This window comes from Flavonifractor porci (assembly GCF_037572415.1).
Taxonomy (GTDB): Bacteria; Bacillota; Clostridia; order Oscillospirales; family Oscillospiraceae; genus Flavonifractor; species Flavonifractor porci.
Genome location: NZ_JBBHLB010000001.1, coordinates 96,029 through 108,298 on the forward strand (window position 1 = coordinate 96,029; position 12,270 = coordinate 108,298).

Here is a 12,270-nt window from a genome sequence, read left to right on the forward strand (position 1 = left end):
TGTATGACAGGAAAAGAATTATCGGATAACCTGACTTTTCTCTCTGCTCTGAAGCTGCTGGAGCAGTTGGTGGAGCGGGAGCTCCTGACCACGGAGGAGGCGGAAGTGACCCACCGGGAGCTGGCCCGAAGGCTCCGCCCCACCCTGATCCTTGGATAATATCCCGTCCCGTTCCCTTTGTCAATTTGCGCGGGTTTCCCGCCGGTTTCTTATTGGCTTTGGTGAATAGCTATCCTGCCAAACCTGTGGTATTGTCGTTGCTGAAAGGAGGTCAATATGACTATGGTACAAGCACAAAGCATCATGAAAGCGGCGCCCCGGATCACAGTCATCGATCCCCGGCCGCCGGAACAGGCCAAGCTCCGTGTAGCGGCCTATGCCCGCGTCAGCAGCGACTCAGAGGATCAGCTCAACTCCTACATCGCCCAGGTGGACTTCTACACCAAATACATCTCCTCCAAGGAGGACTGGGAGATGGTGGACATCTATGCCGACGAGGGGCTCACAGGCACGGAGGCCCAGAAACGGGACGACTTCAACCGCATGATCAATGACTGCCGGGCCGGAAAAATTGACCGGCTGCTGGTCAAGTCCGTCTCCCGGTTTGCGAGGAACACCGGGGAATACATCCAGTTCATGCGGGAGTTGCTCCGGCTGGGCATTTCCATCTACTTCGAGAAGGAGAATCTGGATACCGCAAAGATGACCTCGGAGCAGGCGGCGGACCTCTACGGGGCTTTCGCCCAGATGGAGTCCACCAACCATTCCAGCAATATGCGCGTCAGCAACCGTATCCGCATGGAGAAGGGCATCTTCACACCACCCACGCCGCCCTACGGCTACCGCTTGGTCGAGCGGGAGCTGGAGATTGACCGGGATGAGGCCGATGTGGTGCGGTATATCTTCCGCGCCTATCTGGACGGACAGGGCAAGGAGGATATCGCAAAGGAACTCAACGAACTGGGCGTGGTCAGGGGTCATGGCCGGGAACGCTGGTATCCCAGCACCATTCATTACATTCTGACCAACATCTCCTATACCGGGAACATGATCTGGCAGAAGACCTGCGCCACCGATACCTTCCCCTTCCGTCAGATCAGGAACACGGGCCAGAAGCCCCAATACTTCGTGGAGGATTCCCATCCGGCCATTGTCAGCCAGGAGGACTTTCAGCGCGTGCGGGAGCTGATGGCACGGCGCAGGGAGCAATTCCTCTCCCACGCGCAGCGCCGGCCGTCTGTATACAGCAGGCGCGTCTTCTGCGGGGTGTGCGGCTCCATGTGCCGCAGGAAGGATATCCGCGGCAAGGTCTACTGGGTATGCCACCGGCACGATCAGGAGAAAAGCCGCTGCCCCGTGCCCCAGGTGCCGGAGGCGGAGATCACATCAGCGGTACTCCGCCTGTACCACAAGCTGGCACAGGATCCCGCCAGGATATTCCGCCCCATGGCGGAGCGGCTCCGGGAGCTTCGGGAACTGGAGCTGCGCTCCAACCGGAAGATCACCGATATCGACAAAGAGATTGCGCGTTTATCAGAGCAGAATCTCGTACTGGTTCGGCTGAAGTCGAAAGGGTATGTGGATCCTGCTCTTTACTTATCCCAGCAGGATGAGATCACGCACAAGCTGAAGGAGTTGAAAAAGCTCCGCCGGCGGGCGCTGGAAGCATCCGGAGAGGACCAGCAGCTCCAGAACACAGAAGCGATCCTGGAATATCTGGAGGACAGCGGCAGACCGTTCCAGCGGGAAACGGTAGACGAGGAGCTGTTCGAGTTCCTGATCCAGCGCCTCACCGTTTACTCAGCGGAGACAGTCAAATTCCGCCTGTACAACGGGCTGGAGTTGGCGGAGACGATGGAAAGGGCGGTGCGGTAAATGGCGTGGCAGAGAAAGATCCCTTTCGGCTATATGATCCGGAACGGAAAGGCCGGTCTTCACCCGGTAGAGGCCGACGCAGTAAAGCGCATCTACCAGATGTATCTCGACGGCCTCTCCTACCAGCAGATCGCCAATGAAATGGAGCGCCAGGGCGTCAAATACCACCAGCACACGGACCGCTGGAATAAGCACATGGTCAAGCGGATGCTGGAAAATGAAACATATCTCGGCACGGGGATGTATCCCCGCCTGATCACCAGCGAGGTTTTTATGAAGGTTTGTCTCCAGCGGGCTGGTAAAGCCTCCGGTACCCCCTGTCCGGATCATATAGCTCCCATCCGCAGGAAAGCCGTATGCGCCCGCTGCGGAGCAGCGATGGCGCGAGACACCAAGTCCTACGGAGTTCCCCGTTGGCGGTGTGAAAATCCCGACTGCGCTCAAACCGTCCGTGTGGAGGATCCTGTCCTGCGGGACAGCCTGACGCAGCGGCTCCAGGCGCTGGCTGAGAAACCCTCCCTGCTGATACCGCCGGATACCAGGCGGCAGGACGGCCCGTCCATGGACGCCATCCGCATCCAGAATGAACTGAATCTGGCCTTTAACCGCGGCGCGGAAAGCGCCGAGCTGATCCGCGCGCTTATCTTTGCCGCCGCCGCGGAGAGCTACAGCGCCATCCCGGACCCCACTCCCGGCTGCAGGCTGGATTGTCTGCGTAAGCGCCTGGATGCGGGACCGGCAGATGAAGGTGTCCTTCAGGAACTGATGGATACAGCCGTCAAAGCAATCCGCCTGGGAAACGGCGGCGCGTTGGAACTGGAGCTGATCAACGGGACCATCTTCACATCTGACAGAGAGGAGAGAACGGCATGAGTACCACGCCAAAAACACCCAAGAAAATAACAGTCATCCCCGCTGACCCGCAGATGGTCAACCGGGACTTTCGGAAACAGCATCTGCGTGTGGCTCCCTATTGCCGTGTCTCCACGGACAAGGACGAGCAGCTCTCCAGCTATGAGGCGCAGATCGAATACTATACCGAGAAGATCGACAGCAACCAGGACTGGACCATGGTCCGCCTGTACGCCGATGAGGGCAAGACCGGCACCTCCACCAAGAAACGCAAGGAGTTCCTGCAAATGATTCGGGACTGTGAAAAGGGAAAGATCGATCTGGTCATTACCAAATCCGTCTCCCGGTTCGGACGCAACACGCTGGACGGCCTCAACTATGTCCGCCGTCTGAAGCGGCTGGGTGTGGGCGTCTACTTTGAAAAAGAGAATGTCAACACCCTCTACATGGACAATGAGATGATCCTGACATTCTTCTTCTCACAGGCCCAGGCGGAGAGCGAGTCTCTCAGCGGCAGCGTCAAGTGGGGCCACCGCAAGAATTTCAAGGATGGAAAGGTGTACTATCAATTTGACAGCTTCCTTGGATACCGCAAAGGTCCGGACGGCCAGCCGGAAATTGATGAGGAGCAGGCCGCTGTGGTGCGCAGGATCTTTGCCCGCTATCTGATGGGCCACAGCACCTGCCGGATCTGCAAGGATCTGATGGCGGACGGCGTCAAAACGGCACGGGGCAAAACGACCTGGCACGACAGCGTGATCCAGAGTATGCTGCGGAACGAAAAATACATTGGGGACGCCCTGCTCCAGAAGACCTACATGGCGGACCTGTTCACCCACCAGCAAAAGAAGAACATTGGAGAGCTGCCCAAATACTATGTCCACGAATGCCACCCCGCCATCATTGACCGGGAGACATTTCAAAAGGTGCAGGAGGAACTGGCGCGGCGGGCCGGCCTGAAAAAGACTTCTTCCAAGACCAGGACGGAGCTTGGCAAATACAGCGGCAGATACGCGCTGAACGAGATATTGGTCTGCGGGGAGTGCGGCAGCCCGTACCGCAGGCGGCTCTGGATGCCCAACGGCGAAAAGCGGTATGTGTGGCGGTGCCTGAACCGGCTGGAAAAGGGCAGGCGGGTCTGTAAGGACTCGCCCACGCTGGAGGAGCCTGCCCTGCACGCCGCCATCCTCTCCGCCATGAACGAGATGTTCCAGATGCGCACGGCCAAGCAGACGCTCAGAGACAGCATCCAGGCGGCTCTGGCGGGCAGCAGTGATCCATTGACGCTCCCTGCTGTGGAGAACCAGATCCGGGCCTTGCAGGAGCGCCAGCTGGAGCTGTTCCAGCTGGCGGTGGGAGCCGGAGCGGACTGTGTGGAATACGACGAGGAGATCCGGCAGATCAACATGGCCAAGACCCGTCTCATGGCAAAGAAGGCGGAACTGGAGCGCCAGGGGCAGACCGCCGCCGAATTTGACCGGCGCATGGAGCAGATCGAACACGAACTGGAGCAGACCAGCGCCGCCCTCACGGATTTCGACGAGGTCACGGTACGCCAACTCATCAGCAGCATCAAGGTGCTGGGACGGGACAAGCTGCTCATTCTGTTTAAGGATGGGACGGAGATCGAACAGCGCATAGAGAATGAGAAAGGGGCCAGGGCGTCATGATCTGTATCACGGGAGATACCCATGGAGGATTCCAGCGGTTTGGAAACAAATACTTCCCCCAGCAGCGGGAGATGAGCCGGGATGACTACATGATTATTTCAGGCGACTTCGGCGGCTTATGGGATGGCTCGGCTGAGGAGAACTACTGGCTGAACTGGCTGGAGGACAAGCCCTGGACGACCCTGTGGGTGGATGGGAACCACGAAAACTTTGATATGCTGAAGCGACTCCCCGTGGAGGAATGGAAAAATGGCCGGGTGCAGCGGATACGGCCCCATATCCTGCGGCTGCTGCGCGGGCAGGCTTATGAAATAGACGGCCTGACCTTCTTCACCATGGGCGGCGCGTCCTCCCACGACATTCAGGACGGCATCCTTGATCCCAGCGCCCCGGACTTTGAGCGGGAATACTGGTGGAAACGAAGGACCCGACAGCGGTTCCGCGTCCTGGGACATAGCTGGTGGCCGGATGAGCTGCCCTCCGATGAGGAATATCTCACCGCGCTGGCAACTCTGGAACGGATCGGCTGGCGGGCGGACTGTGTGATCACGCACTGCGCCCCGTCGAGGATCGTCAGAAGGCTGAACCCCGATTATACGACGGACCGCCTGAACGACTTCCTGGACATGGTCGACCAGCGGCTGGAGTTTCAATATTGGTTCTTCGGACACTATCATGACAACCAGGCTGTCGATGATAGGCATATCCTGCTCTGGGAACAAATCGTCCAACTGCTTTGAGTATATACCGGAGAGATTGCCAGACGATATCAAGGTTCTGACGCAGGGGAAGACACGGCAGATGCCGTGCCTTCTCTTTATAAGCAGGCGGCAGCGCCGGGAGGGAGGATCCCATGAATATCAAGAAGCCCACAGCCTATGCGGAAGCATTGATAACAGAGTCAATGGAACAGCGCCTCCTTATGGCACATTTGAGATGCCCCTCGACTATCCGGAGCCTGTATGCTATACTGAGCCTACCGAAACAATATAGGAGCGCACAAATGACGAGGATACTTTTTATCTGCCACGGCAATATCTGCCGCAGCCCAATGGCTGAATTCGTGATGAAAGATCTGGTGAAAAAGGCGGGGCTGGAAGCCTGGTTCCACATTGAGTCCGCGGCGACCAGCACCGAGGAGATCGGCAATCCGGTCTATCCCCCGGCACGGCGCAAGCTGACGGAGCATGGGATCGACTGCTCCGGCAAGACCGCCCGGCAGCTCCAGAACGATGATTACGAGGAATACGACCTCCTGATCGGCATGGATCAGGCCAATCTCCGCAATATGCATCGCATCTGTGGCGGGGACTTCGAGGACAAGATGCACCTCTTGATGGAATACACCGAGCGCCCCGGCGATGTGGCCGACCCGTGGTACACCGGCGATTTCGAGGCCACATGGCGGGATGTGCTGGAAGGGTGTCAGGGGTTGCTGCATAAATTGACGGAGGCGAAAACACAATGTTGATGAATTCCAACGAATATCTGAATATCGTCGAATCGATCAAGCAGGAGATCCGCACAGCGCAATACCGTGCGACAGTCAGCGTCAATCGGGAATTGCTGCTCCTCTACCACTCCATCGGTGAAGTCATCAACGCGCACAAGACATGGGGGAGCAAGTTCATAGAAAACCTTGCCGCCGACATCAAGATTTCTTTTCCGGATGCCACTGGCTACTCTGTGAGAAACCTAAAATATATGGCAAAGTTCGCGGCAGCTTATCCGGGTGATGGATTTGTGCAACAGCCTGTTGCACAAATCCCGTGGGGACACAATGTTGCTCTGCTGGACAAACTCTCGGATATGGAAGAACGCCTCTGGTATGCGAGAAAAATCGCAGAGAACGGGTGGTCCCGCAATGTGCTGATTCATCAAATTGAGAGCGGTCTATATCAACGGCAGGTGCTGGCAGAAAAAGTGTCTAACTTCGAAAACCGCCTTCCGTCCCCGCAGAGCGAACTCGCCACGCAAACAATGAAAGATCCGTATATCTTCGACTTCATTCCGTTCAAAGAGGATATGGTAGAGCGCGACATTGAGCGGGCACTGGTCAAGGATGTGACGAAACTACTGCTGGAGCTGGGGACCGGCTTTGCGTTCCTCGGCAATCAGTACCACCTCAATGTGGGCGGAGATGATTTCTACATTGACTTGCTGTTCTATAATCTGAATCTCCGCTGCTATGTGGTGATTGAACTGAAGACTGGTGAGTTCAAGCCGGAGTACGCTGGGCAGCTCAACTTCTATCTCTCTGCGGTAGATGGAATTCTGAAGAAAGAACAGGATAATCCCTCAATCGGCTTGCTGCTCTGCAAGAGCAAAAACGACCTTGTGGCAGAGTATTCTCTGAAGGATATGAGCAAGCCCATCGGTGTCAGCGCCTATCAGATTACCAGCAATCTGCCGGAAGAATTGGAGCACCAACTGCCGTCCGTGGAGGATATCCAGAAGCGGATCAAAGGGGCGAAAGAATGACAGCATTATAAGTCAGAATTTATCCCACGGCTCTATCATTGTACCAGCAAGTCTGACATAATATATCTATAAAAGCCCAATCTATTGTGGTACAAGGCTTTAGGAGAAAATAGTAATTCTCACGCATTGGTACAAAAAGAAGGGCATTGAAATGCCCTTCTTTTTTTGATAATTTAGTTTTTTCTTTTGCAATCTCAATACCAACATGATATAATATATTTATCCCAAGCCGTATTAGCTTAGTTGGATAAAGCGCCTCCCTTGCGAAGAGGTAGACGGGGGTTCGAATCCCCATACGATTTTTGAAGCATCTGCTTATTTATATATTGCGCTATAACAGCGGCATGGAGTTTGGCTCCATGCCGCTATTCCACTTCTCTGGCCGAAACTCCTTCATCCATTCCTTATGCTGCTGGGAGGGTACGGCAATGGCCTGCCCTTTGGAGGACGCCAGCCAGCAGGCCAGAGATTCCTTGGAGTACCGCAGTTCATTTCGGTACTTCACTCCCTGAATCTGCCCAAGGTTCCACCAGCGGTTGAGAGTATTCACACTGTACCCACATAGTTCCGATGCTTGTCGGGTTGTCAACATATCGGGCCAGTCCTCCCAGCACTCCAGCAGGTAGGCGCAAAGCTCGGCCTCATCCAGCAAGGGAATGGTCGGACGGACTGGGCGGGAGCTGTCACTGGAGAAGATCCCCTGTGGAATGACATCATCCAGCAGTCCCGCATCCCGCTGTTCCAGAAAGCAAATCACATCCTCCAAGCGGATGGAAAAACGCCGTGTCTGTTTGCCGGAGTCCTGACAGGGAATTACTCTATGTTCCAACAGCCAGCGGGCTTTCCGCTTGCTGATGTGGCAGATCCGGTAGAGTTGATCCATGGAGATTGTTTCAGGGTATTCTCTCTGGAGATATCGATAGTCCATTCCGTCACCTCACCTAGATAGGCTCATGCCAAAGCCATCCTCTTCCTGCTCCTCTGCCGGTTTCTCCTCAGCAAAGGCTGCGGTGATGGCGTCCGCCGATTCCAACTTGGAGTTGAAATCCAGATGGGAGTAGATGTCAGCGGTGGTGGCAAAGGTAGAGTGCCCCAGCCACTCCTGTATTTGCTTCATGGGGATGCCCTGACTGAGCAGCAGACTGGCGCAGCTATGCCCTTACGGTATAATTACGACAAACCGGAAAAGCCCCGTAGAATCAAGGGTTTTGAGGTTTTCAGTCTGGTTTTTTCATCCTTTTCCAAACCGAAAAATCATACTGAAATAAGTCGAATTATAGGGGGTGTTTCATTAACGACAAATGAATAGCAGAAAGGAACTCAAAGCCTTTTGATTTCAAGCACAGTAGAATATTGGATTTAGGCGAAGCCGTCACTTGTTTCGAGTGGCGGCTTTTGTCATTTCCAGGACTGCTGTGCAGGCACATGACAACACCAATCAGAAATGAGGTGAAGTCATTGAACACGCAAATCATCGCCATTGCCAACCAGAAAGGCGGCGTTGGCAAGACAACCACCTGCGCGAACCTGGGGATTGGGTTGGCACAGGCCGGGAAGAAAGTGCTGCTGATCGACGGGGACCCGCAAGGCAGCCTGACCATCAGCCTGGGCCACCCCCAGCCGGACAAGCTGCCCTTTACCCTGTCCGACGCGATGGGCCGTATCCTGATGGACGAGCCGCTGCGCCCCGGCGAGGGTATCCTGCACCACCCGGAGGGCGTTGACCTGATGCCCGCCGACATCCAGCTCTCCGGCATGGAGGTCTCCCTGGTGAACGCCATGAGCCGTGAGACCATCCTGCGGCAGTATCTGGACACGCTCAAGGGACAGTATTCCCATATCCTGATTGACTGCCAGCCTTCCCTGGGTATGCTCACGGTCAATGCCCTGGCCGCCGCCAACAGGGTCATAATCCCCGTCCAGGCGGAGTATCTGCCCGCCAAGGGCCTGGAACAGCTGCTCCAGACCGTAAACAAGGTGAAGCGGCAGATCAATCCCAAGCTCCAGATCGACGGCATCCTGCTGACGATGGTGGACAACCGTACCAACTTTGCCAAAGAGATCGCTGCCCTGCTGCGGGAGACCTACGGCAGCAAAATCAAGGTGTTCGGCACCGAGATTCCCCATTCTGTCCGAGCCAAGGAGATCAGCGCCGAGGGCAAGAGCATTTTCGCCCATGACCCCAATGGCAAGGTGGCCGAGGGGTACAAAAATCTGACCCAGGAGGTGATAAAACTTGAAAAGCAGCGCGAAAAAAGTAGAGCTGGCTCCATACGATGACTTGTTTTCCACCGAGGAAAGCCGCCAGGATGCCAAGCTGGAAAAAGTACGGGAAATCCCGCTGTCTGAGCTGCATCCTTTCAAGAACCACCCCTTCAAAGTCAAGGATGACGAGGCCATGATGGAGACCGCCGACAGTGTTCGGCAGTACGGTGTTCTGGTTCCGGCGATTGCCCGCCCGGACCCGGAGGGCGGCTATGAGCTGGTGGCCGGTCACAGGCGGCACCGGGCCAGTGAGCTGGCCGAGAAAGAAACCATGCCGGTCATTGTTCGGGATCTGGATGATGATGCCGCCACCATCATCATGGTGGACAGCAACTTGCAGCGGGAAAGCCTGCTCCCCAGCGAGAGGGCCTTTGCCTACAAGATGAAGCTGGAGGCCATGAAGCACCAAGGTGAGCGCATGGATTTAACTTGTTCCCAAGTTGGGAACAAGTCTGCTGGAAAGAAGTCCAGCGAGCTTTTGGCTGAACAGGTCGGCCAGAGTAAAAATCAGATTTTCCGCTATATCCGCCTGACGGAGCTTATCCCCGAACTGCTGGATATGGTTGATGAAAAGAAAATTGCGCTCAACCCGGCTTATGAGCTGTCTTTCCTCAAAAAAGAGGAACAGCGGGACTTGCTGGACGCGATGGACAGCGAACAGGCTACCCCTTCTCTCTCCCAGGCCCAGCGGCTCAAGAAATACAGCCAGGAGGGGCATTTGACCCTCGATATGATGCGCGTCATCATGGGCGAGGAAAAGAAAAGCGATCTCGACAAAGTGACCCTTTCTGCTGACATCCTGCGGAAGTATTTTCCCAAGAGCTACACACCCCAGCGGATGCAGGAGACCATCATCAAGCTGCTGGAGGGGTGGCAGAAAAAGCGCCAGAGAGACCAGGAACGATGAAAGGAGCCGCCTATGAGGGATATTTCAGCCCGTGAGCTGAAAGGACACAATATTCTCGCCGTGGAGCGTTTTCAGGACAACACCCGTTGGATGATCGAGTTTTCCATCCTGCGTCCCTGTTCCTACGGCAGCCCCGGCGATGAAATGCGGCTGTTTCTTACCGAGGACGGGTATCAGGCCGCCCTCGTAAGCCAGAAGCGCCGGGAAATCAAAATTAAGCGGTATGCCCGTGTGATCGAGGGCCATGTCCTCGACTTCAAGCCGGGCAAGCGCCGCCACCCGTAAACCTGCCACTACCACGAAAGGAAAGGAATGAATATGTGTACTGTCCAGAGCATCAAGGATGCCATCCGAGAAAACTGCCAGTCCCAATATGACATGGAATCCACCGACATTGACCGGGTTTTGCAGACCCTCCCGTTTTCGGGGCATGAATCGTTGTTCGACCAGCCGCCGCTGCCCAAGCGTCCCTACCGGCCCCGGAAGAACACGAAAACCAAGAACAGCTGAACGCCACAGTCTTTTTCACGAAAGATTGTGGCTTTTTTCATGCCCTGAGATCAGAAAGGAGTGAAGTCAATGGCGGTCTTTCGGATTGAAAGAACCCGCGACTATACGGTAATGAGCAATCATCACCTGCGGAACCATGAATTGTCGCTGAAGGCCAAGGGGCTGCTTTCCATGATGCTGTCCCTGCCGGATGACTGGAATTATACCACCCGTGGCCTTGCGAAAATCTGCAAGGAGGGCGTGGACGCCATCGGTAATGCGCTGCGGGAGCTGGAAACCGCCGGTTACATCGTGCGCCACCAGCTGCGTGACCGGCAGGGCCGGATCAGCGACACCGAGTATGTCATCTATGAGCAGCCCCAGCCCCGGCAGCCGGAAACGCCCCAGCCGGATACGGCTGTACCGGATACGGCTTCACCAGATACGGAAAACCCGTATCTGGATAAACCGGATACGGAAAAGCCCGCAGAATTAAATATAGAGAAATCAAATACCCAAAAATCAATTACCCAGGGAGTAAGTACCGATTCCATTCCCTTCCGGGAGACGGCGGCAGCACAGCTGCCGGAACGGAAAGGAAGGGATGCGATGTCACTCACAGAGATGGAAAGTTATCGGGATTTGATTCTGGAGAACATCGAGTATGACCACCTGTGCCGGGAGTTTACCACCTACCGGGAGGACCTGGACGAGATTGTTGAGCTGATGGTGGAGACCGTCTGCGCCAAGCGGAAAACCACCCGGATCGCTGGCAGCGACTTCCCCCATGAGGTGGTCCGCTCCCGGTTTTTGAAGCTGGACAGCTCCCACATCGAGTTTGTCATGGAGTGCCTGCGGAACAATACCACCGAAATCCGCAACATGAAGCAGTATCTGCTTGCGGTGCTGTTCAATGCGCCGACCACGATCAGCAATCACTACACCGCACAAGTCAACCACGATATGTACGCAGGCGGCTGGTAAACAGTCGCTTTTCTGCTGCCCGGACACACCGGGAGAAAGGATTTTGCCATGAAACGACCCCTTGCTTACATTACGGCTCCCTGGAGCAACAGCCAGTATGAGAACGCCGAGAACGCTGCGGCCTACTGCCGCCAGGTGTACGACGCCGGGTATTCGCCCATCTGCCCGGTGCTGTTCCTGCCTACTTTTCTGAAGGACGAAATCCCCCAGGAACACAAGGACGGGTTGGATATGGCGCGGGACTACCTGCGCCGGTCCCATGTGCTGGTGGTCTGCGGCCACGGTATCGACGAGACTGTGAAGAATGACATTGCCACCGCCGAGCGCCTGCGGATCACCGCCACCACCCTGGACGGCATTTTGACCGTGAAGGGCCAGGGGCGCGGGAAAGGAGGCGCACGCCATGCCTGAGCGTAAGACTGTGGGCCAGCTGATGGAGGAAATGCGCCTCAAGGCCGGGGCGCAGAACTATCACGGCCATGATTACATGGATTTGGAGCGGTTTGCCGAGGACACCCGGCACATGATTATTTTCGATGTGCTGACCTATGATTCCCCGGTGGGCTGGAAAGGCGAACGAACCCGCCTGTTTCTGACGGAGGCCGGATACCAGAAAAGCCTGGAGAACCAGGAAAAGGGCCACATCAAGATTCTCAGCCATGCCAAGGTGCGCCAGGGCCACCTGTACTATGACCGCTCCGACCAGCTGCGCTGAAAGGAGCCTGCCATGCTGAAACACCTGCTGCG

At 55.9% G+C, this 12,270-nt stretch carries 15 protein-coding genes and 1 pseudogene; 14 read left to right on the plus strand and 2 right to left on the minus strand.

All coding sequences use genetic code 11. The annotated features are described in order from the left end of the window. Nucleotides 1-3: 3 nt before the first annotated feature. The 7 genes from WHJ28_RS00465 (at nt 4) to WHJ28_RS00495 (ending at nt 6,878) form a co-directional block, all read left to right on the plus strand. Nucleotides 4-159, plus strand: a complete 156-nt coding sequence (locus WHJ28_RS00465; protein ID WP_209345221.1) for a hypothetical protein — start codon at nt 4-6, stop codon at nt 157-159. Nucleotides 160-282: 123 nt separating this feature from the next. Next, nucleotides 283-1,875, plus strand: a complete 1,593-nt coding sequence (locus WHJ28_RS00470; protein WP_209345220.1) for a recombinase family protein — start codon at nt 283-285, stop codon at nt 1,873-1,875. Next, a complete protein-coding gene (locus WHJ28_RS00475; RefSeq protein ID WP_209345218.1) occupies nt 1,876-2,748 on the plus strand; it encodes a recombinase family protein in 873 nt (290 codons plus the stop codon). Further along, on the plus strand, nt 2,745-4,397 hold the full coding sequence (locus tag WHJ28_RS00480; protein WP_209345216.1) for a recombinase family protein: 1,653 nt from the start codon (nt 2,745-2,747) through the stop codon (nt 4,395-4,397). Before WHJ28_RS00475 ends, WHJ28_RS00480 begins: the two co-directional genes overlap by 4 nt. Then, nucleotides 4,394-5,137, plus strand: a complete 744-nt coding sequence (locus WHJ28_RS00485) for a metallophosphoesterase family protein (protein WP_209345214.1) — start codon at nt 4,394-4,396, stop codon at nt 5,135-5,137. Before WHJ28_RS00480 ends, WHJ28_RS00485 begins: the two co-directional genes overlap by 4 nt. 263 nt (nt 5,138-5,400) lie before the next feature. Beyond that, complete coding sequence (locus tag WHJ28_RS00490; protein WP_209345212.1) at nt 5,401-5,868, plus strand: low molecular weight protein-tyrosine-phosphatase; 468 nt, start codon at nt 5,401-5,403, stop codon at nt 5,866-5,868. Then, on the plus strand, nt 5,862-6,878 hold the full coding sequence (locus tag WHJ28_RS00495; protein WP_340039124.1) for a PDDEXK nuclease domain-containing protein: 1,017 nt from the start codon (nt 5,862-5,864) through the stop codon (nt 6,876-6,878). Before WHJ28_RS00490 ends, WHJ28_RS00495 begins: the two co-directional genes overlap by 7 nt. A 331-nt stretch (nt 6,879-7,209) precedes the next feature. Here WHJ28_RS00495 and WHJ28_RS00500 read toward each other — a convergent pair whose 3' ends face one another. Further along, complete coding sequence (locus tag WHJ28_RS00500; RefSeq protein WP_340039125.1) at nt 7,210-7,806, minus strand: helix-turn-helix domain-containing protein; 597 nt, start codon at nt 7,804-7,806, stop codon at nt 7,210-7,212. Nucleotides 7,807-7,815: 9 nt separating this feature from the next. Then, a pseudogene (locus WHJ28_RS00505) lies at nt 7,816-8,034 on the minus strand (tyrosine-type recombinase/integrase); the annotation flags it as partial. Between the two features lie 302 nt (nt 8,035-8,336). Here WHJ28_RS00505 and WHJ28_RS00510 point away from each other — a divergent pair. From WHJ28_RS00510 to WHJ28_RS00540, 7 genes are all read left to right on the plus strand, one after another. After that, nucleotides 8,337-9,158, plus strand: coding sequence for a ParA family protein (locus tag WHJ28_RS00510; protein WP_142412614.1), 822 nt, complete (start codon nt 8,337-8,339; stop codon nt 9,156-9,158). Next, nucleotides 9,115-10,050, plus strand: coding sequence for a ParB/RepB/Spo0J family partition protein (locus WHJ28_RS00515; protein ID WP_169319137.1), 936 nt, complete (start codon nt 9,115-9,117; stop codon nt 10,048-10,050). Before WHJ28_RS00510 ends, WHJ28_RS00515 begins: the two co-directional genes overlap by 44 nt. Before the next feature lie 12 nt (nt 10,051-10,062). Continuing rightward, nucleotides 10,063-10,335 carry a DUF5720 family protein gene (locus WHJ28_RS00520; protein WP_169319135.1) on the plus strand — a complete coding sequence of 91 codons (273 nt, stop codon included), beginning with the start codon at nt 10,063-10,065 and terminating at the stop codon, nt 10,333-10,335. Nucleotides 10,336-10,362: 27 nt separating this feature from the next. Next, on the plus strand, nt 10,363-10,560 hold the full coding sequence (locus tag WHJ28_RS00525) for a hypothetical protein (RefSeq protein WP_254175640.1): 198 nt from the start codon (nt 10,363-10,365) through the stop codon (nt 10,558-10,560). Nucleotides 10,561-10,629: 69 nt separating this feature from the next. Next, nucleotides 10,630-11,523 (plus strand): DUF6017 domain-containing protein, encoded by an 894-nt coding sequence (locus WHJ28_RS00530; protein WP_169319133.1) that lies wholly within the window; start codon nt 10,630-10,632, stop codon nt 11,521-11,523. A 48-nt stretch (nt 11,524-11,571) separates the two neighbouring features. Continuing rightward, nucleotides 11,572-11,934, plus strand: a complete 363-nt coding sequence (locus tag WHJ28_RS00535) for a DUF7768 domain-containing protein (RefSeq protein WP_015537377.1) — start codon at nt 11,572-11,574, stop codon at nt 11,932-11,934. Further along, complete coding sequence (locus WHJ28_RS00540) at nt 11,927-12,238, plus strand: DUF5720 family protein (RefSeq protein WP_087307671.1); 312 nt, start codon at nt 11,927-11,929, stop codon at nt 12,236-12,238. The genes WHJ28_RS00535 and WHJ28_RS00540 overlap by 8 nt, the downstream gene beginning before the upstream one ends. Nucleotides 12,239-12,270: the final 32 nt, after the last annotated feature.